Origin of the sequence: Streptomyces lunaelactis (genome assembly GCF_003054555.1) — a bacterium.
In the GTDB taxonomy this organism is placed as follows: domain Bacteria; phylum Actinomycetota; class Actinomycetes; order Streptomycetales; family Streptomycetaceae; genus Streptomyces; species Streptomyces lunaelactis.
The window spans coordinates 4,746,785-4,765,341 of the sequence record NZ_CP026304.1 but is presented as its reverse complement, the minus strand read 5'-3'; the positions used below and the strand labels follow the sequence as shown (position 1 = coordinate 4,765,341).

Genomic DNA, 18,557 nt, shown 5'->3' with positions numbered 1-18,557 from the left:
GCACCCATAGGTCTAAACCAATTTTCGGCCAGCTCTTGTCACCCGGCCCGCTGGCTGATGAGCTATGGCCTGGGACACATAGGCATATAGGACGCCCTGGGAAAGGGAGATGTCGTGAGCAACGAAAGCCTGGCCAACCTGCTCAAGGAAGAGCGGCGGTTCGCGCCGCCGGCCGAGCTGGCCGCGAACGCCAACGTGACGGCGGAGGCGTACGAGCAGGCCAAGGCTGACAGGCTTGGCTTCTGGGCCGAGCAGGCGCGGCGGCTCAGTTGGGCCACCGAACCGACCGAGACCCTCGACTGGACCAATCCGCCCTTCGCGAAGTGGTTCGCCGACGGCAAGCTGAACGTCGCGTACAACTGCGTGGACCGCCATGTCGAGGCGGGCAACGGCGACCGCGTAGCCCTCCACTTCGAGGGCGAACCCGGCGACAGCCGCGCGATCACCTACGCCGAGCTCAAGGACGAGGTCTCGCGCGCCGCGAACGCCCTGACCGAGCTGGGAGTGGTCAAGGGCGACCGGGTCGCCGTGTACCTCCCGATGATCCCCGAGGCCGTCGTCGCGATGCTGGCCTGCGCCCGTATCGGCGCCGCGCACTCGGTGGTCTTCGGTGGTTTCTCGGCCGAAGCCGTCGCCTCCCGCATCCAGGACGCCGACGCCAAGCTGGTCATCACCGCCGACGGTGGCTACCGCCGCGGCAAGCCGAGCGCGCTCAAGCCCGCGATCGACGAGGCCGTCGCCAAGTGCCCGCAGATCGAGCATGTCCTGGTGGTGCGGCGTACCGGCCAGGACACGGCCATCGCCGAGGGCCGCGACGTCTGGTGGCACGACATCGTCGCCCGCCAGTCCGCCGAGCACACCCCGGAGGCCTTCGAGGCGGAGCACCCGCTCTTCATCCTCTACACCTCCGGTACGACGGGTAAGCCGAAGGGCATCCTGCACACCTCCGGCGGCTACCTCACCCAGGCGGCCTACACCCACAACGCCGTCTTCGACCTCAAGCCGGAGTCGGACGTCTTCTGGTGCACCGCCGACATCGGCTGGGTGACCGGCCACTCGTACATCGTGTACGGGCCGCTGGCCAACGGCGCGACACAGGTGATGTACGAGGGCACACCCGACACCCCGCACCAGGGCCGCTTCTGGGAGATCATCCAGAAGTACGGCGTCACTCTCCTCTACACGGCGCCGACCGCGATCCGCACGTTCATGAAGTGGGGCGACGACATCCCCGCGAAGTTCGACCTGTCCTCGCTGCGGATCCTGGGGTCGGTCGGTGAGCCGATCAACCCGGAGGCATGGATCTGGTACCGGGAGCACATCGGCGCCGGCAAGACCCCGATCGTGGACACCTGGTGGCAGACCGAGACCGGCGCGATGATGATCTCGCCGCTGCCCGGCGTCACCGAGACCAAGCCCGGCTCCGCACAGCGCGCGCTGCCCGGCATCTCGGCGACCGTCGTGGACGACGAGGCGCACGAGGTGCCCAACGGGGGCGGCGGCTATCTCGTCCTCACCGAGCCGTGGCCATCGATGCTGCGCACCATCTGGGGCGACGACCAGCGCTTCATCGACACGTACTGGTCGCGCTTCGAGGGCAAGTACTTCGCGGGCGACGGCGCCAAGAAGGACGACGACGGCGACATCTGGCTGCTCGGCCGGGTCGACGACGTGATGCTGGTGTCCGGCCACAACATCTCGACCACCGAGGTGGAGTCGGCGCTCGTGTCGCACCCGAAGGTCGCCGAGGCGGCGGTCGTGGGCGCGGCGGACGAGACGACCGGCCAGGCGATCGTGGGCTTCGTGATCCTGCGCGGTACGGCGAGCGTGGACGAGGGTCTGGTGAACGAGCTGCGCAACCACGTCGGCTCGGTGCTAGGCCCGATCGCCAAGCCGAAGCGGATCCTGCCGGTGGCCGAGCTGCCGAAGACCCGTTCGGGCAAGATCATGCGCCGGCTGCTGCGCGATGTCGCCGAGAACCGTCAGCTGGGCGACGTCACCACGCTCACCGACTCCTCGGTGATGGACCTCATCCAGACGCAGCTGCCGAGCGCCGCCAGCGAGGACTGAGCGGGTATCCGCAGGTAGAACCACGTCTTGGCAGGTTGAAGCAGGTAACAGGGGCACCCGGCGACAGCGAGCCGGGTGCCCCTCCTGCACCTAAAGTGAGGCTCACCGGATACGCCCTCGCGCACTTAGGTAGACTAAAGACCGCGTCAATGACGCAACAAGAAAAGGTGCGCCGGGAAGTCTGGTCGGCATGTGTTTTGCCGTGCCTACCCGACCGGAGGTCCCCCGACGTGGCCGCGCCCACCCCCCGCAAGTTCCTCGGACGCCTTTCGCTGCCCGAGCGGACGTTCGTGGCGGACGCGCTGCGCGCCGAGACCGTTGGCGGCGTACTCCTCCTGGCGGCCGCGATCGCGGCGCTGATCTGGGCGAACACACCGCTGCGCGACAGCTACGAAACCGTAAGCAACTTCCACATAGGCTTCGCCTCCATCGGCCTCGACCTCTCGATACAGCACTGGGCAGCCGACGGGCTGCTCGCCCTCTTCTTCTTCGTCGCCGGCATCGAGCTCAAGCGCGAGCTGGTGGCCGGCGAGCTGCGCGACCGCAAGGCGGCCGCCCTTCCCGTGATCGCCGCGATCTGCGGCATGGCGGTGCCTGCCCTCGTCTACACCCTGACCGTCACCATCGGCGGCGGATCCACCGACGGCTGGGCAGTCCCGACCGCCACCGACATCGCCTTCGCGCTCGCCGTTCTCGCGGTCATCGGCACCTCTCTGCCGTCCGCGCTGCGCGCGTTCCTGCTGACCCTCGCCGTCGTCGACGACCTCTTCGCGATCCTGATCATCGCGGTCTTCTTCACCAACGACCTGAACTTCGCGGCGCTCGGCGGGGCCGTGATCGGGCTCGGCGTCTTCTGGCTGCTCCTGAGGAAGGGCGTGCGCGGCTGGTACGTATACGTGCCCCTCGCCCTGGTCATCTGGGGGCTGATGTACAACAGCGGCGTCCACGCCACCGTCGCCGGTGTCGCGATGGGCCTGATGCTGCGCTGCACGAAGAAGGAAGGCGAGGAGCACTCCCCCGGCGAGCACATCGAGCACCTCGTACGCCCCCTGTCCGCCGGACTCGCCGTACCGCTGTTCGCGCTCTTCACGGCAGGTGTGACCGTCTCCGGCAGCGCGCTCACCGATGTCTTCACCACCCCCGAAACCCTTGGTGTGGTCCTCGGTCTGGTGGTCGGCAAGGCCGTCGGCATCTTCGGCGGCACCTGGCTGGCGGCACGCTTCACCAAGGCCGAACTCAATGACGACCTGGCCTGGCCGGACGTCTTCGCCGTCGCCTCGCTCGCCGGCATCGGCTTCACGGTCTCGCTGCTCATCGGCGAACTCGCCTTCGCCGACAACCTGGCACTGACCGACGAGATCAAGGCCTCGGTGCTCATCGGCTCGCTGATCGCCGCCGTGTTCTCCGGGATTCTGCTCAAGCTGCGGGTGCGCAAGTACCGGGCGCTGGTCGATGACGAGGAGCGCGACGAGGACCAGGACGGCATCCCCGACATCTACGAGCAGGACAAGCCCGAGTACCACTTGCGGATGGCGGCGATCTACGAGGAGAAGGCCGCGGAGCACCGTCGTAAGGCTCAACTCGCGGGGGCATCGCACGACGGCGGCGACAGTCCGGCATGATCGGACATCGGATCCGTAGATGAGGGAGAGGGAGTCAGCGATGAGCGACCCCGGCAACAGCGCGGCGGCGGCCGTCGGCGCCGACCGCAGTCTCGGGCAGCTGGTGGCCTCGGCGACCGCCGAGATGTCCGCGCTCGTGCACGACGAGATCGCCCTGGCCAAGGCGGAGCTGCGGCAGGACGTCAAGCGCGGCGCGATCGGTGGCATGGCCATCAGCATCGCGGGGGTGTTCGCGCTCTTCTCGCTGCCGGTGCTGAGTTTCGCCGCGGCGTACGGGATCCATAATCTGGGTCTCGGCCTCGCCTGGTCGTTCCTGATCGTGGGCATGGCGTTTCTGCTGCTCGCGGGATTGCTGGCGCTGATCGCCGTCGCCAAGTTCAAGAAGGTCAAGCCGCCGGAGAAGTCCATCGCTTCGGCCAAGCAGACGGCGGCCGTACTGCAGAGCGTCAAGCCGCATACCCGTGCGGCCGAGGAGAAAGCCACCGTCTGAGCGATGGGCAGGCGGCGGCCCCGGGGGCCGGTGGGCACCGGTGGCGCCAGGGATCGCGGCGGGCCGGTGGCCGTATCCGGGCGCCCTTGGCAAACGCCGGGTGTCCAGTTGTGGCACGCTCGTCTGCATGACGGCCCCTGATACCAACCCCGGCGGAACCGCCGGCCTCGGCAGCCCCGTACGCATTGATGGTCCCTGGACCCACCGCGACGTGGCCGCCAATGGTGCGCGCTTCCATATCGCCGAGATGGGCGATGGGCCGCTGGTGTTGCTGCTCCATGGCTTTCCGCAGTTCTGGTGGACGTGGCGGCATCAGCTGCCTGCGCTCGCCGACGCGGGGTTCCGGGCGGTGGCGATGGATCTGCGGGGCGTGGGCGGCAGCGACCGTACGCCGCGGGGTTACGACCCCGCGAACCTCGCGCTCGACATCACGGGTGTGGTGCGCTCCCTGGGCGAGCCGGACGCGGCGCTGGTCGGGCACGACCTGGGCGGGTATCTGGCGTGGACCGCGGCGGTGATGCGGCCGAAGCTGGTGCGCCGGCTGGCGGTCTCCTCGATGCCGCATCCGCGGCGGTGGCGCTCGGCGATGCTCTCGGACTTCTCGCAGAGCCGCGCGGGGTCGTACGTCTGGGGCTTCCAGCGGCCGTGGGTTCCGGAGCGTCAGCTCGTCGCGGACGACGCGTCCTTGGTGGGCAGGCTGATCCAGGACTGGTCCGGGCCGCAGCTGCCGGACGAGGACGCGGTCGAGGTCTACCGGCGCGCGATGCGCATCCCGTCGACGGCGCACTGCGCGATCGAGCCGTACCGGTGGATGGTGCGGTCGATGGCGCGGCCGGACGGGATCCAGTTCAACCGGCGGATGAAGCGCCCGGTGCGGGTGCCGACGCTGCATCTGCACGGCTCGCTCGACCCGGCGATGCGCACGCGGAGTGCGGCGGGGTCGGGAGAGTATGTGGAAGCGCCGTACCGCTGGAGGCTGTTCGACGGGCTGGGCCACTTCCCTCATGAGGAGGACCCGGTGGCGTTCTCCACGGAGCTCATCAACTGGCTGAAGGACCCCGAGCCGGACCGGTAGGGGCCGGCGGGGGGAAGCTGACCGGCCGGTCAGCACGACTCCCCCGGGGGAACGCTTGTACTACGAACAGCCAAATGCCTGACGCATAGGCCAATTGGCCGCCCCTGACGCGATTACGGACCTTGGGGCACGGGCAAACGTCGGAGTATGGGCTGGACGCACGACTACGGTGACGCAGCACGCAACCGCCGCTCGGCCACTGGGCCGATCACCCACGAGAGGGGTGGCCCTCAAGGCGAGGGCCATGAGCATCCGGGGCAGGGGATCGGCATTCCCCGGATCCTGAGGCGCAGAGCCCGCTGGGTCTCGGCGCGATTGCGGCATACCCGCGGCTGACGCCCGGCTCCGCCGTCACCTTCACTGCGCCGCCACTTCATCGCGCAGTTCCGTCGCGCCACTTCGCCGCGCCCGCTACAGCGCGCACCCCTGGGTGTCGACCTGCTGGTTGGCGTTCAGGCCGAGGTTGATGTCGTCGCGGATCTCGTCGGCCGTGAGGGCGTAACCGGTGTTCGGGTCGTCCAGCGACCTGGCGAAGATGACGCCGTACACCCTGCCGTCCGGTGTGAGCAGCGGGCCGCCCGAGTTGCCCTGACGGACCGTCGTGAAGAGCGAGTAGACATCGCGTCGCACGGTGCCGCGGCGGTAGATGTCGGGGCCGTTGGCGTTGATCCGGCCGCGGACTCGGGCCGAGCGCACGTCGTACGAGCCGTTCTCCGGGAAGCCCGCGACGATCGCGCCGTTTCCGCTGCGCGCGTCCGTCTCGGTGAACAGCAGCGGCTGCGCCTTGAGGTCCGGGACGTCCAGTACGGCGATGTCGCGCTGCCAGTCGTAGAGCACGACCTTCGCGTCGTACAGCCTGCCCTCGCCGCCGATCTGCACGGTCGGTTCGTCGACGCCGCCGACGACATGGGCGTTGGTCATCACCCGGCGGTCGGAGAACACGAATCCGGTGCCTTCGAGGACCTTGCCGCAGCTCGGGGCCGTACCGACGACCTTGACGATGGACCGCTGGGCGCGAGCGGCGACCGGGCTGCCCGCGAGCGCCGGGTCCGGGGCCCGGACCTCGGTGATGGGCTCGTTGGAGAACGGGCTGAAGACCTGCGGGAAGCCGTTCTGGGCGAGGGCGGAGGAGAAGTCCGTGAACCAGGTGTTGGCCTGGCTGGGCATCACCCGGGAGACCCCGAGCAACACCTTGGAGTTGCGGACCTCCTTGCCGAGCGTGGGCAGGGAGGTGCCGGCGAGCGCGGAGCCGATCAGCCAGGCGACCAGCAGCATGGCGACGACATTGACCAGCGCCCCGCCGGTGGCGTCGATGGCGCGGGCGGGCGACCACGTGATGAACCGGCGCAGTTTGTTGCCGAGGTGGGTGGTGAACGCCTGGCCGACCGAGGCGCAGACGATCACGATCACGACGGCGATGACGGCGGCCGTGGTGGACACTTCGGAGTCGTCCGTCAGCTGGCCCCAGATGACGGGGAGCAGATAGACCGCGACGAGGCCGCCGCCGAGGAAGCCGATCACCGAGAGGATGCCGACGACGAAGCCCTGGCGATAGCCGACGATCGCGAACCACACGGCGGCGACCAGCAACAGGATGTCCAGCACGTTCACCGTCAATAGCCTCGCTGTTCGTCGCCGGGTGCTCCGTCCGGCTGGGGTCCGGCCGCCCGCGTGCGGAGCTGCCTTCGATGCCGCGTCCCCGGGAGGCGCGGCATTGGGTCAGCCTGTCATGAGCGCCAGTCCAGCGGGACCTGCTTGGCGCGGTCCCATGGTCTTTCCCAGTCGGCGAAATGCAGGATGCGGTCGATCACACCGGCGGTGAATCCCCAGACCAGAGCCCCTTCGACCATGAATGCCGGGCCGCTGTGGCCGCTCGGATGCACGGCTGTCGCACGGTTGGCGGGGTCCGTGAGATCCACCACGGGCACGGTGAAGACCCGCGCGGTCTCAGCGGGATCGACCGCGCCGACCGGGCTCGGGGTGCGCCACCATCCCAGTACGGGCGTCACGACGAAACTGCTCACCGGAATGTAGAGCCTGGGCAGGACTCCGAAGATCTGGACGCCCGACGGGTCGAGGCCGGTCTCCTCCTCGGCCTCGCGGAGCGCGGCGCGCAGCGGGCCGGTGGTGGCCGGGTCGCCGTCCGTCGGGTCGAGCGCGCCGCCGGGGAATGAGGGCTGCCCGGGGTGCGAGCGGAGGCTGCCGGCGCGCTCCATGAGCAGCAGCTCGGGGCCCCTGGCACCCTCGCCGAGCAGGATCAGGACGGCGGACTGGCGGCCGCGGCCGCTCTCGGGCGGCAGAAAGCGGCTGAGCTGCTCCGGCTCGACGGTGCGCGCGGCGCGCACGACGGGGTCGAGCCACTGGGGCAGTCCGTCGGTCGTGACGGCCACATCGCCGTCGTACGCCTCGCCGTGCGTGTCTTCGTACGTCTCTTCTCCAGCGCGCATCATGGGCACCCCCTCAGGCACAACGCCTTGGGGCGCATGGATCGTTCCGCGAGCATCACGACGTACTCCGTAAGGATCACGACGTTCGGCGTCACTCGGCCTCGCCCAAGGTCGGGGCGGGCTTGCCCGGGTAGTCCGGGGGCGGGCTCAGTCGCTGGCCCGGCTGACCGCCCATCTCGTACTTGAGCAGCTTCTTCGCCTTCTCGGGGTCCGTCTCGCCCTCCCCGTAGGACGGGCAGAGGTGCGCGATGGGGCAGGCGCCGCAGGCGGGCTTGCGGGAATGGCAGATGCGGCGGCCGTGGAAGATGATCCGGTGCGAGAGCATCGTCCACTCGGACTTCGGGAAGATCTCGGCGATCTCCGCCTCGACCTTCTCCGGGTCCTCCTGCTCGGTCCACTTCCAGCGGCGCACCAGGCGGCCGAAGTGGGTGTCGACGGTGAGGCCCGGTACGCCAAATCCGTTGCCCAGGACCACATTTGCGGTCTTGCGGCCGACGCCGGGCAGCGTCACCAGATCCTTCAGCCGGCCCGGGACCTCGCCCCCGAAGTTGTCCCGCAGGGCGGCGGAGAGGCCGATGAGGGACTTCGCCTTGGCCCGGAAGAAGCCGGTCGGGCGGATGATCGCCTCCAGCTCCTCGGGAGCGGCCGCGGCCATGTCCTCGGGCGTGGGGTACTTGGCGAAGAGCGCGGGCGTGGTCTGGTTCACCCTCAGGTCCGTCGTCTGGGCGGACAGGACGGTGGCGACCAGCAGCTGGAAGGGGTTTTCGAAGTCCAGCTCCGGATGGGCGTACGGATAGACCTCGGCAAGCTCCCGGTTGATCCGGCGGGCGCGGCGGATCATCGCCAGTCTTGATTCCGGTTTGGGTGCTTTTGTCGCTTTCTTCGGGCCGGCCGGGGACTGTTCGCCCACAGCGGAATTCTGCTTTCCGGACACTCTCCCAGCCCCCTTGGCCTGCGCTCTCACCGGCGAATTGGACACTCGGCCAGCCTAAGGGGCCCCACTGACATCCGCCCCGGTCACAGCCAATCAGGACCCAATCGGGCCCCTGCCGCACGAACAGGCGCTCCAGTGCGTCAAACTTGTTGTGATTGATCGCACGAATATGTACCTGCCGGGGGTCCGGCCCGCTGCGGAGCCGCTGTGGGGCACGGCGCCCCGGGTTACCACAGCGCGGTCCGGCATCTAGCTACTGCGCGGTCCGGCATCATGGGGCCGACGGTCCCCTGAGCAGGTCGACAAGGAGAGAACTCGTGGACGACGTTCTGCGGCGCGCCCCGCTCTTCGCGGCGCTCGATGACGAGCAGGCCGCGGAGCTCCGCGCCTCGATGAGTGAAGTGACGCTCGCCCGTGGCGATGCGCTCTTCCACGAGGGCGACCCCGGCGACCGCCTCTACGTGGTCACCGAAGGCAAGGTCAAGCTCCACCGCACGTCCCCCGACGGCCGCGAGAACATGCTCGCCGTCCTCGGCCCGGGCGAGCTGATCGGTGAGCTGTCCCTCTTCGATCCGGGCCCGCGTACCGCCACCGCCAGCGCACTGACCGAGGTCAAGCTCCTCGGCCTCGGCCACGGCGATCTGCAGCCCTGGCTGAACGCCAGGCCCGAGGTGGCCACGGCGCTGCTGCGCGCGGTCGCCCGCCGACTGCGCAAGACCAACGACCAGATGTCCGACCTGGTCTTCTCCGACGTCCCGGGCCGCGTGGCCCGTGCGCTCCTCGACCTGTCGCGCCGCTTCGGCGTGCAGTCGGAGGAGGGCATCCACGTCGTGCACGACCTCACGCAGGAGGAGCTGGCCCAGCTGGTCGGCGCGTCCCGCGAGACCGTGAACAAGGCGCTGGCCGACTTCGCGCAGCGGGGCTGGCTGCGGCTGGAGGCGCGTGCGGTGATTCTCCTTGACGTGGAGCGCCTCGCGAAGCGTTCGCGCTGAGCCTCTGACGTACGAGAGACGTACGCGAGACGTACGAAAGGGCCGCCCCGGACTCGACCGGGGCGGCCCTTTCGGCTGCGTACGTCAGTTCTTGGTGCCGTCCACGATCAGCGGGTTCCCGCTGCTGCCGCCGCAGGGCACGGCGTACACCGGGTGTTTGGCCGCCGCCTCCTTGTAGGCGTCGATGCACTGGTTGGTGAGCACCTTGTCGGTGAGCGAGTCGTTCAGGATCTTGTTGGCCCTGGCGATGCCCTCGGCCTCGATCCGGCGGCGCTCGGCCTCCGCCTTGGCCGTACGCGCCGCCTCGGTCGCCCGCTCCGTCGCCTGCTGCTGCTGGATCTTGCGGTCGATCTGGTCCTGCAGCCGGTCGGACGGCTTCACATTGCGCAGGTTGACGGTGGTGACGTCGATACCGCGGGGGGCGAGCCGCTCCTTGATCAGATCACCGATCTCGGCGTTGATCTTCTCGCGGGCGGAGGAGTAGCCCTCCTCGCTGGTGTGACGGGCGAAGACATTGCGGATGATCTCCCGGCTGTCCGGGAACACCAGCCGCTGCTGGATCGCGCTCTCGCTGCCCGCCAGCCGGTAGAGCTCGACGGACTTGGCCGGGGTCACCGCCCACTTCACAGTGAGCTCCACGTACATCACGCCGCCCTGCGAGGAGCGCACCTCGACGACGTCCTTGTCGGAGAGGTTGAGGTCCACCGGGCGGGTGGAGAAGGTGGTGACGTTGGTGAAGGGCGAGGTGACGTTCACCCCCGGGGTCATGGGCGCGCCGACCTTGCCGAAGGTGACGGGGACGCCGACCTCGTAGGCGCTGACGATGTGGACGCAGCTGGAGATGCCGGCGAAGAGGCCGGCCATCAGCGCGCCGAGGGCGCCGAGCTTGAGGCCGCGGCGGTCGCCGCCGCGGGCGACGAAATACATCACGGCCGCGGCGATGATGAGCACGATGAACAGGACAAACACGCTGGTTCCCCCCAGGAACGAATGCCAGAACTAAGCGGAGCGTAAAGCACGGGTCAAAGAACCCGACGCCTGGGTCCTGTCCGGTCGATCAGGCCGGATCAGGCCGTGCCCGGTCAGATCAGGCCGTGCTCGCGCAGGTACTCCAGCTGGGCCAGCACCGACAGCTCGGCCGCGGGCCACAGCGACCTGTCCACGTCCGCGTACACCTGCGCGACCACCTCGGACGCGGTGACGTGGCCGCTCTCGACCGCGGTCTCCACCTGGGCGAGGCGGTGCGCGCGGTGGGCCAGGTAGAACTCGACCGCGCCCTGGGCGTCGTCGAGTACGGGGCCGTGGCCCGGCAGCACCGTACGCACTCCGTCGTCCACCGACAGCGAGCGCAGCCTGCGGAGGGAGTCGAGATAGTCGCCGAGCCGCCCGTCGGGGTGGGCGACGACCGTCGTGCCGCGGCCGAGGATCGTGTCGCCGGTCAGGACGGCCCGGTCCGCGGGGAGATGGAAGCAGAGCGAGTCGGCGGTGTGGCCGGGGGTGGGGACGACGCGCATCTCCAGCCCGCCGGTGGTGATGACGTCGCCGGCGGCGAGCCCTTCGTCGCCGAGCCGCAGCGCGGGGTCGAGGGCGCGGACATGCGTACGCGTGAGCTCGGCGAACCGCGCGGCGCCGTCGGCGTGGTCGGGGTGACCGTGGGTGAGAAGGGTCAGGGCGACCCGCTTGCCCGCCTTCTCGGCGGTGGCGATGACGGCGTGGAGGTGTGCGTCGTCGAGGGGGCCGGGGTCGATGACGACGGCGAGTTCGGAGCCGGGCTCGGAGACGATCCAGGTGTTGGTGCCGTCGAGGGTCATCGCGGAGGGATTGGGCGCGAGGACATTGACGGCGCGGGCGGTGGCGGGCCCGGAGAGCACGCCACCACGGGGCTGCCCGGGGAGGGCCGCGGCATCGCTCATGACGTACCTCCGAAGCGGCGGACGGGTGCGGGGGGCGCCGCGGGCAGGCTCTCGACGGCAGGAGCAGCGCCCGGTGCCGACGCGGCGGTACGCCTGGCGGACACGACGAGCCGCGAGCCGCCTGTCGCCGCAGCGCCGCGGTGCAACGTGCGTGGGCGCGTAGCCGCGGGGGCGGCGGCCCACGCCGCCGTCGGCACAGCCCGGCCGTGCGCACAGACGTACGCCGCGAGCGCTGCCCGCGCTGCCCGCGCTCCCCGCGAAGGCCGCACGCTCCTCACTGCGCCCCACCCCCCGTCGGAATGTGCTTCGTGAATTCGTCGTGGCCCGGCCAGCTCAGTACCAGTTCCCCGGCCTCCAGCCGCGCTCGCGCCAGTACCGGGGTCAGGTCCTGTTCCGCCGCGCCCGTCAGGGCCGACGACGCCGTCGCGTACCGCTCCAGCGCCCGCAGTGTCGAGATCGTCGGCGGCATCATCAGCAGGTCGCCCTTGTCGTAGCCCGCGGCCGCCTCCGAGGGGCGGATCCAGACCGTACGGTCCGCCTCCGTCGAGGCGTTCCGGGTTCGCTGGCCCTCCGGCAGGGCCGCGACGAAGAACCAGGTGTCGTACCGGCGCGGCTCGAACTCCGGAGTGATCCACCGCGCCCACGCGGCCAGCAGGTCCGAGCGCAGCACCAGGCCGCGCCGGTCCAGGAAGTCCGCGAAGGAGAGGTCCCGGTCGACCAGCGCCTGGCGGTCGGCCTCCCAGTCGTCGCCCGTCGTGTCGCCGACGACCGTGTCCGGCGTGGGGCCCGCGAGCAGGACGCCCGCCTCCTCGTACGTCTCGCGCACCGCCGCGCACACGATGGCCTGCGCCGAGGCGGTGTCGACGCCCAGCCTGGCGGCCCACGTCTCCAGCGACGGGCCCGCCCACCGCACCAGGTGGTCGTCGTCGCGCTCGTCCACGCCGCCGCCCGGATAGGCGTACGCGCCTCCGGCGAAAGCCATGGAGGCGCGTCGGCGCAGCATGTGCACGGCGGGGCCGTCCGCCGTGTCGCGCAGCAGCATCACGGTCGCGGCCCGCTTCGGCGTCACCGCGGTGAGCTCACCGCTCGCGAGGGCGCGAATCCGGTCCGGCCATTCCGGCGGGTACCACTGACCATTGGACATGGGCGGATGCTATGCGCATCCGGCGTGATGTTCGAGGGGCGGCCCATGCCACCGCCCGGTCACCGGCCGGTCACCAGCCGGCCGCCCCTCGACCGCTCATCGCCGCCCGAGTAGACGATGTCGATCAGCAGCACCCGGTCGTTGCCGTTCGTGCCGTCCTTGTCCGTCGACGTGGTGAGCCAGATGTCGCCGTCATGGTCGACCTCGACCGTACGCAGCCTGTTGTACGTGCTCTGGAAGTAGGTCTTCTGTTCGACCAGGTTGCTACTGGCGTCGATCCGCAGCCGGTAGACCCGCTGGCCGACGGTCGTGGCGACGAAGACATGGTCGTTGATGATCGTCAGGCCGCTGGGTGAAGCCGATGACGTGGACCAGGTCTTCTTCGGCGCGATGTAGCCGGAGCAGTCGCCCGCGGTGCCCTCGCAGTTGGGCCAGCCGTAGTTGCCGCCCTTCTGGATCAGGTTGACCTCGTCCATGTTGCTGTTGCCGAACTCGGCCTGCCACAGCCGGCCCTTGGAGTCGAAGTCGATGCCCTGCGGGTTGCGGTGGCCGAGCGACCAGACTGCGTTGCCGAACGGGTTGTCCGACGGAATGGTGCCGTCCGCGTTGATGCGCAGGATCTTGCCGTTGAGCGAGGTCTTGTCCTGCGCCCGGCTGCCGCTCTGGGCGTCGCCCATCGAGGCGTACAGCTTGCCGTCGGGGCCGAAGCGCAGCCGGCCGCCGTTGTGGAAGCGGCTCTTCTCCATGCCCTGGAGCAGGATCTTGTAGTCGCTCAGCGCGTTGTTCTCGTACGTCATCCGCACGATGCGGTTGCCCTCGGAGGCGGAGTGGGTGAAGTACAGGTAGTGGTCGCTGGTGAAGCCGGGGCTGATCTCGATGCCGAGCAGACCGCCCTCGCCGCCCGTGGTCACGGCGTTGGGGACCTTCCCGATCAGCGTCCTGTTGCCGGCCTTGGTCAGCTTGTGGACGTTGAAGGTGTTCCGCTCGGTGTAGAGGCCCGTGCCGTCGGGCAGGAAGCCGACGCCCCAGGCGACGTCCACGCCGCCGGCGAGCGTGGAGACCGTGCCCGGGTCGGGTACGCCGCCGGGCCGGCCGTCCCCGGTGGTGACGGTGATCTCCGGGCCGAACTCCGACTTGTTGCCCTTCAGGTCGAAGGCCCTGACCTTGAACTTGTACGCGGTGCCGGCCTTCAGACCCGCGATGGTCGTCGAGGTGGAGTCGGAGGTTCCGGCGGCTGCGCCGTCGCGGTGGATCTCGTACCCGGTGACCTTCACATTGTCCGTGGAGGCGTTCCAGGCGAGGTCGACGCTGGTCGCGGTCCTGCCGGTGGAGCGCAGACTGCCGGGGATGCTGGGTGCCTGGTTGTCCGGCGGTGCGGGCAGCGTCGCGATGGTGACGGCGTTGCTCGCGGCCGAGACATTGGCCGCGGCGTCACGGGCGAAGACGGTCCAGTCGTACGAGGTCTCCGGGTTGAGTCCGTCCACCGTGGCGGCGAGCGCGGCCCCGTCGACCTGCTTCATCAGCTGGCCGTGCTGGTAGACGTCGTAGCCGGTGACCTTGACGTTGTCGGTGGACGCGTCCCAGGCCAGCGAGACGGAGCTCGCCGTCGGCTCCTTGTCCCTGCGCAGGTTCGCGGGCGCGGTCGGCTTCTCGGTGTCGGCCGGGCCGCTCGCGGTGACGGTGAGCTGGTCCAGGTTGGGGCCGTCGCCGTTGGCGGTCAGGGCGCGGATCCTGTTGCTGCCCGCCTTGAGGACCGCGTCGGCGCTCACGTTCTTCCAGGAGGTCCAGGCGCCGGTGCCGGGGAACGCGAGGTCGTCGGCGACGGAGGTGCCGTTGACCGTGATGTCCATCGGGCGGCTTGCGGTGGTGCCGTTGGCGTAGCGGAAGTCCAGTCTGGCGTTGGCGGCCTGGGCGGAGTCGACGGTGAATTCGACGTACGAGCCCGTCACCGCCTGGAAGTTGACGAAGCCGGTACCGGAGTAGCCCGCGTGGTTGGACTCGACGGCGCCCTGCGAGATGGTCGCCGCTTCGGCTTCGTACCGGACGGGCGCGGCCTTGAAAGCCCCTGCCTTTGCGGGCGCGGCGGACGAGTCGGCTGAAGGCTGGGCATTGCTCAGGGTCGGCAGGGCCACGGTTAACGCTGCGGTGGCCGCGGCCACGAGAACACCGGTCGCTCTGCGCGACCGGCGGGGGATTGGTGCCACGGATCCCTCCCACTTTCGTTGGGGGACGAGGGTGTTGGGGGCGTAAGGCGTTCAGATGGTTAGGAAACATTCCTAACCTTGGACAGACCACACCTGCCGACGCGTCCATGTCAAGAGAGATGTGAGGGATTGCCGCAGACGAACAGAACCCCGCGCCCGCCGGAGAACCGGCAGGCACGGGGCCATCTGCATGCTGACCGGCGGTTCAGTGCCGGGATGCGCTGGTCAGTCCTGGACGAGCTCCACCTGAATCTCGACCTCGACCGGAGCGTCCAGCGGAAGCACCGTGACACCCACCGCGCTGCGCGCGTGCACACCCTTGTCGCCGAGCACCTCGCCCAGCAGCTCGCTCGCGCCGTTGAGCACACCGGGCTGCCCGGTGAAGTCGGAGGCGGACGCGACGAAGCCGACGACCTTCACGACCCGCGCGATCCGGTCCAGATCGCCGATGACCGACTTCACGGCGGCCAGCGCGTTCAGCGCGCAGGTCCGCGCCAGCTCCTTGGCCTCCTCGGCGGTGACCTCACCGCCCACCTTGCCGGTGACCGGAAGCTTGCCCTTCACCATCGGGAGCTGGCCCGCGGTGTAGACGTACACACCCGACACCACGGCCGGCTGGTACGCGGCCAACGGCGGCACTACGTCCGGCAGCGTCAGCCCGAGCTCGGCGAGCTTCGCGTCGACAACCCCGCTCATGCCTTCTCCCGCTTCAAGTACGCCACGAGCTGCTCGGGGTTGTTCGGCCCGGGAACGACCTGGACGAGCTCCCAGCCGTCCTCGCCCCAGGTGTCCAGAATCTGCTTGGTCGCGTGCACGAGAAGGGGCACGGTCGCGTATTCCCACTTGGTCATGGAGCCGACTGTAGCCGCACCGGCCGACAGCCCCGTGACGCAGCCCGCATGCCACCTCGTGCGTAGGCGGCAGCCCGACTGGTTAGGCTCGAATACGTGAGCAGGCTCCAGGTCGTCAGCGGCAAGGGCGGTACCGGTAAGACGACGGTGGCCGCCGCACTCGCGCTCGCCCTCGCCACTGAGGGAAAGCGCACTCTCCTCGTCGAGGTCGAGGGGAGGCAGGGCATCGCACAGCTCTTCGAGACGGAAGCGCTTCCGTACGAGGAGCGGAAAATCGCCGTCGCCTCGGGCGGCGGCGAGGTGTTCGCGCTGGCCATCGACGCCGAGCGCGCGCTCCTCGACTACCTCCAGATGTTCTACAAACTGGGCACCGCGGGCCGCGCGCTCAAGAAGCTCGGCGCGATCGACTTCGCGACGACCATCGCGCCGGGCGTCCGGGACGTGCTGCTGACCGGCAAGGCCTGCGAAGCCGTACGCCGCAAGGCGAAGGGCCGCTATGTGTACGACTACGTGGTGCTGGACGCCCCGCCCACCGGCCGCATCACCCGCTTTCTGAACGTCAACGACGAGGTCGCGGGGCTGGCCAGGTTCGGCCCGATATACAACCAGGCCCAGGCCGTGATGCGCGTCCTCAAGTCCGCCGGGACCGCGGTCCATCTGGTCACGCTGCTCGAGGAGATGCCGGTCCAGGAGACCGCGGACGGCGTCGCCGAACTGCGCGCAGCCGACCTCCCGGTCGGCAAGGTGATCGTGAACATGGTGCGCCCGCACCTCCTCGACGAAGGGGCGGTGCGCAGCGCCGCGGGCGACCGCGCGGACATCGCCAAGGCGCTCACGGCGGCGGGCGTCAGCGGCTCCGCGAAGCTCGTCACCCCGCTCCTGCAGCAGGCCGCGGACCACGCCCAGCGCGTCGAGCTGGAGCGCGAGCAGCGGGCCGCGCTGAACGGCCTGGACCTTGCCTCGTACGAACTCCCCCTGCTCAGCGAGGGAGTCGACCTGGCCGGGATCTACCAACTGTCGAAGGAACTGCGCAAGCAAGGGGCTGCCTCATGACTCTGGACGTGTCGGCCTCTCTCGACATCGACCTGCTCATCGACGACCCGGCCACCCGCATCATCGTGTGCTGCGGCGCCGGCGGCGTCGGCAAGACGACGACCGCTGCGGCCCTTGGCGTACGAGCGGCGGAGCGCGGCCGCAAGGTCGTCGTCCTGACCATCGACCCGGCCCGCCGGCTCGCCCAGTCCATGGGCATCGACTCGCTCGACAACACCCCGCGCCAGGTCAAGGGCATCGACGGCGAGGGCGAACTCCACGCCATGATGCTGGACATGAAGCGGACCTTCGACGAGATCGTCGAGGCGCACGCGGACGGCGAGCGGGCCCGCGCGATACTGGAGAACCCCTTCTACCAGTCCCTGTCGGCCGGTTTCGCCGGCACGCAGGAGTACATGGCGATGGAGAAGCTGGGGCAGCTGCGTGCCCGCGACGAGTGGGACCTGATCGTCGTCGACACTCCGCCGTCACGCTCGGCGCTGGACTTCCTGGATGCGCCCAAGCGTCTCGGGTCCTTCCTGGACGGGAAGTTCATCAAGCTGCTGATGGCCCCGGCGAAGATGGGCGGCCGGGCCGGGATGAAGTTCCTCAATGTCGGCATGTCGATGATGACGGGGACGCTCGGCAAGCTCCTCGGGGGCCAACTCCTGCGCGACGTACAGACTTTCGTGGCCGCGATGGACACGATGTTCGGCGGCTTCCGCACCCGCGCGGACGCGACCTACCGGCTGCTGCAGGCCCCCGGCACGGCGTTCCTGGTGGTCGCGGCGCCCGAGCGGGACGCGCTGCGCGAGGCGGCGTACTTCGTGGAGCGCCTGGCGGCGGAGGAGATGCCGCTCGCCGGTCTCGTACTGAACCGGGTGCACGGCAGCGGCGCCGCCCGGCTGTCGGCCGAGCGGGCACTTGCCGCCGCAGAAAATCTTGACGAGGGCCGCATTGTGGATCAGGAGTCCGGGAAGACTGGTGCTCGTGACGCCACGGCCGCCTCTCCCGAGACCCCACCCGTGGACCACGCCCCCGGCGAACATGAAGCGCAAGGGGACCACCCCGACCACACCACAGAGCAGCTGACCGCGGGTCTGCTGCGCCTGCACGCCGAACGCATGCAGGTGCTCGCGCGTGAACAGCGAACGCGCGACCGCTTCACCGCACTCCACCCCGAAGTGGCGGTGGCCCAAGTGGCCGCCCTGCCCGGCGATGTACACGATCTCGCGGGGCTTCGGGCCATCGGTGATCGACTCGCGACCGGGGGTCGGACTCCGGCCGGAGCTGCGTAGAGCAACTGCGTCGAGCAACAGCGGGGGGCTATCCCGAGAGGGCTATCCCACCGCCGCGTATGTCTCGTATGTCTCGTCGTCGTCGAGGCCCACGGGCAGAATGCCCGCGCTGCGCTCGTACTCCGTCCGCGCGGTCTCGAGCAGTCCGCGCCAGGAGGTGACCGTGGGACGCCTGCGCAACAGTGCGCGCCGCTCCCGCTCGGTCATTCCCCCCCAGACACCGAACTCAACGCGATTGTCGAGCGCATCGGCCAGGCACTCGGTCCGCACCGGACATCCGGTGCACACCGCCTTGGCCCTGTTCTGCGCTGCCCCTTGTACGAACAGTTCATCCGGATCGGTAGTGCGGCAGGCTGCCTGCGCACTCCAGTCGGTTACCCAGCCCATCCCGGCGCCGTCCTCTCCCGAATCGAGGCTCCCCCACGGCGGTAGCGGCATATTCACCGCTGCCAGTTGAGGACGTTACGGAAGGTGGGCACAGCGCA

At 69.6% G+C, this 18,557-nt stretch carries 18 protein-coding genes; 8 read left to right on the top strand and 10 right to left on the bottom strand.

The genetic code is table 11. The features are described from left to right. The first annotated feature begins 114 nt into the window (after positions 1–114). The 5 genes from acs (at position 115) to SLUN_RS41425 (ending at position 5,593) form a co-directional block, all read left to right on the top strand. Positions 115–2,070: an acetate--CoA ligase gene (gene acs / locus SLUN_RS22000; RefSeq protein WP_108150876.1), complete on the top strand. Its 1,956-nt coding sequence runs from the start codon at positions 115–117 to the stop codon at positions 2,068–2,070. A 230-nt stretch (positions 2,071–2,300) separates the two neighbouring features. Beyond that, entirely contained in the window at positions 2,301–3,692 is a 1,392-nt protein-coding gene (gene nhaA / locus SLUN_RS21995; protein WP_175313231.1) for a Na+/H+ antiporter NhaA, read from the top strand. 40 nt (positions 3,693–3,732) lie between these two features. After that, the gene (locus tag SLUN_RS21990; RefSeq protein ID WP_108150871.1) at positions 3,733–4,182 is read left to right on the top strand and encodes a phage holin family protein; all 450 of its coding nucleotides are present in this window, start codon (positions 3,733–3,735) and stop codon (positions 4,180–4,182) included. A gap of 127 nt (positions 4,183–4,309) precedes the next feature. Then, positions 4,310–5,257, top strand: coding sequence for an alpha/beta fold hydrolase (locus SLUN_RS21985; protein ID WP_108150870.1), 948 nt, complete (start codon positions 4,310–4,312; stop codon positions 5,255–5,257). Between the two features lie 147 nt (positions 5,258–5,404). Next, a complete protein-coding gene (locus SLUN_RS41425; RefSeq protein ID WP_108150868.1) occupies positions 5,405–5,593 on the top strand; it encodes a hypothetical protein in 189 nt (62 codons plus the stop codon). Positions 5,594–5,668: 75 nt separating this feature from the next. Here the strand turns inward: SLUN_RS41425 and SLUN_RS21975 are convergent, their stop codons facing one another. From SLUN_RS21975 to nth, 3 genes are all read right to left on the bottom strand, one after another. Beyond that, the gene (locus tag SLUN_RS21975) at positions 5,669–6,868 is read right to left on the bottom strand and encodes a MarP family serine protease (protein WP_108154877.1); all 1,200 of its coding nucleotides are present in this window, start codon (positions 6,866–6,868) and stop codon (positions 5,669–5,671) included. Positions 6,869–6,984: 116 nt separating this feature from the next. After that, entirely contained in the window at positions 6,985–7,707 is a 723-nt protein-coding gene (locus SLUN_RS21970) for an NUDIX hydrolase (RefSeq protein ID WP_108150866.1), read from the bottom strand. Positions 7,708–7,795: 88 nt separating this feature from the next. Beyond that, positions 7,796–8,638, bottom strand: a complete 843-nt coding sequence (nth, locus tag SLUN_RS21965) for an endonuclease III (RefSeq protein WP_108150863.1) — start codon at positions 8,636–8,638, stop codon at positions 7,796–7,798. A 317-nt stretch (positions 8,639–8,955) separates the two neighbouring features. Between nth and SLUN_RS21960 the strand changes: the two genes are divergently transcribed. Continuing rightward, the gene (locus SLUN_RS21960; protein ID WP_108150862.1) at positions 8,956–9,630 is read left to right on the top strand and encodes a Crp/Fnr family transcriptional regulator; all 675 of its coding nucleotides are present in this window, start codon (positions 8,956–8,958) and stop codon (positions 9,628–9,630) included. A gap of 84 nt (positions 9,631–9,714) precedes the next feature. Here SLUN_RS21960 and SLUN_RS21955 read toward each other — a convergent pair whose 3' ends face one another. The 6 genes from SLUN_RS21955 to sp36 all read right to left on the bottom strand — a co-directional run bounded on the left by SLUN_RS21955 (position 9,715) and on the right by sp36 (position 15,742). Further along, the gene (locus SLUN_RS21955; protein WP_108150860.1) at positions 9,715–10,599 is read right to left on the bottom strand and encodes a prohibitin family protein; all 885 of its coding nucleotides are present in this window, start codon (positions 10,597–10,599) and stop codon (positions 9,715–9,717) included. A gap of 113 nt (positions 10,600–10,712) precedes the next feature. Then, entirely contained in the window at positions 10,713–11,543 is an 831-nt protein-coding gene (locus tag SLUN_RS21950; protein ID WP_108150858.1) for an MBL fold metallo-hydrolase, read from the bottom strand. A gap of 274 nt (positions 11,544–11,817) precedes the next feature. Next, positions 11,818–12,687 carry an NUDIX hydrolase gene (locus tag SLUN_RS21945; protein ID WP_108150856.1) on the bottom strand — a complete coding sequence of 290 codons (870 nt, stop codon included), beginning with the start codon at positions 12,685–12,687 and terminating at the stop codon, positions 11,818–11,820. Between the two features lie 59 nt (positions 12,688–12,746). Beyond that, a complete protein-coding gene (locus tag SLUN_RS21940; RefSeq protein ID WP_108150854.1) occupies positions 12,747–14,891 on the bottom strand; it encodes a PQQ-dependent sugar dehydrogenase in 2,145 nt (714 codons plus the stop codon). Positions 14,892–15,116: 225 nt separating this feature from the next. Next, positions 15,117–15,587 (bottom strand): RidA family protein, encoded by a 471-nt coding sequence (locus SLUN_RS21935; protein ID WP_108150852.1) that lies wholly within the window; start codon positions 15,585–15,587, stop codon positions 15,117–15,119. Further along, on the bottom strand, positions 15,584–15,742 hold the full coding sequence (gene sp36, locus SLUN_RS21930) for a Sp36 family protein (protein WP_003967454.1): 159 nt from the start codon (positions 15,740–15,742) through the stop codon (positions 15,584–15,586). Before sp36 ends, SLUN_RS21935 begins: the two co-directional genes overlap by 4 nt. Positions 15,743–15,838: 96 nt before the next feature. On the opposite strand from sp36, the gene bagA reads away from it, so the two are divergent. Together bagA and bagB are read left to right on the top strand one after the other, a co-directional pair. Next, positions 15,839–16,795 carry an ATPase BagA gene (gene bagA / locus SLUN_RS21925; RefSeq protein WP_108150850.1) on the top strand — a complete coding sequence of 319 codons (957 nt, stop codon included), beginning with the start codon at positions 15,839–15,841 and terminating at the stop codon, positions 16,793–16,795. Then, the gene (bagB, locus tag SLUN_RS21920) at positions 16,792–18,072 is read left to right on the top strand and encodes an ATPase BagB (RefSeq protein WP_108150848.1); all 1,281 of its coding nucleotides are present in this window, start codon (positions 16,792–16,794) and stop codon (positions 18,070–18,072) included. The genes bagA and bagB overlap by 4 nt, the downstream gene beginning before the upstream one ends. 42 nt (positions 18,073–18,114) lie before the next feature. Here the strand turns inward: bagB and SLUN_RS21915 are convergent, their stop codons facing one another. Further along, positions 18,115–18,459 carry a WhiB family transcriptional regulator gene (locus SLUN_RS21915; RefSeq protein WP_175255791.1) on the bottom strand — a complete coding sequence of 115 codons (345 nt, stop codon included), beginning with the start codon at positions 18,457–18,459 and terminating at the stop codon, positions 18,115–18,117. Between the last annotated feature and the right edge of the window lie 98 nt (positions 18,460–18,557).

Excerpts from the sequence above, each read along its gene's own strand:
- SLUN_RS21915 (WP_175255791.1), bottom strand. The coding sequence starts at position 18,459 with ATGGGCTGGGTAACCGACTGGAGTGCGCAGGCAGCCTGCCGCACTACC.
- SLUN_RS21945 (WP_108150856.1), bottom strand. The coding sequence starts at position 12,687 with ATGTCCAATGGTCAGTGGTACCCGCCGGAATGGCCGGACCGGATTCGC.
- SLUN_RS21970 (WP_108150866.1), bottom strand. The coding sequence starts at position 7,707 with ATGATGCGCGCTGGAGAAGAGACGTACGAAGACACGCACGGCGAGGCG.
- sp36 (WP_003967454.1), bottom strand. The coding sequence starts at position 15,742 with ATGACCAAGTGGGAATACGCGACCGTGCCCCTTCTCGTGCACGCGACC.
- SLUN_RS21935 (WP_108150852.1), bottom strand. The coding sequence starts at position 15,587 with ATGAGCGGGGTTGTCGACGCGAAGCTCGCCGAGCTCGGGCTGACGCTG.
- bagB (WP_108150848.1), top strand. The coding sequence starts at position 16,792 with ATGACTCTGGACGTGTCGGCCTCTCTCGACATCGACCTGCTCATCGAC.
- SLUN_RS21950 (WP_108150858.1), bottom strand. The coding sequence starts at position 11,543 with ATGAGCGATGCCGCGGCCCTCCCCGGGCAGCCCCGTGGTGGCGTGCTC.
- SLUN_RS21985 (WP_108150870.1), top strand. The coding sequence starts at position 4,310 with ATGACGGCCCCTGATACCAACCCCGGCGGAACCGCCGGCCTCGGCAGC.
- SLUN_RS21990 (WP_108150871.1), top strand. The coding sequence starts at position 3,733 with ATGAGCGACCCCGGCAACAGCGCGGCGGCGGCCGTCGGCGCCGACCGC.
- SLUN_RS41425 (WP_108150868.1), top strand. The coding sequence starts at position 5,405 with ATGGGCTGGACGCACGACTACGGTGACGCAGCACGCAACCGCCGCTCG.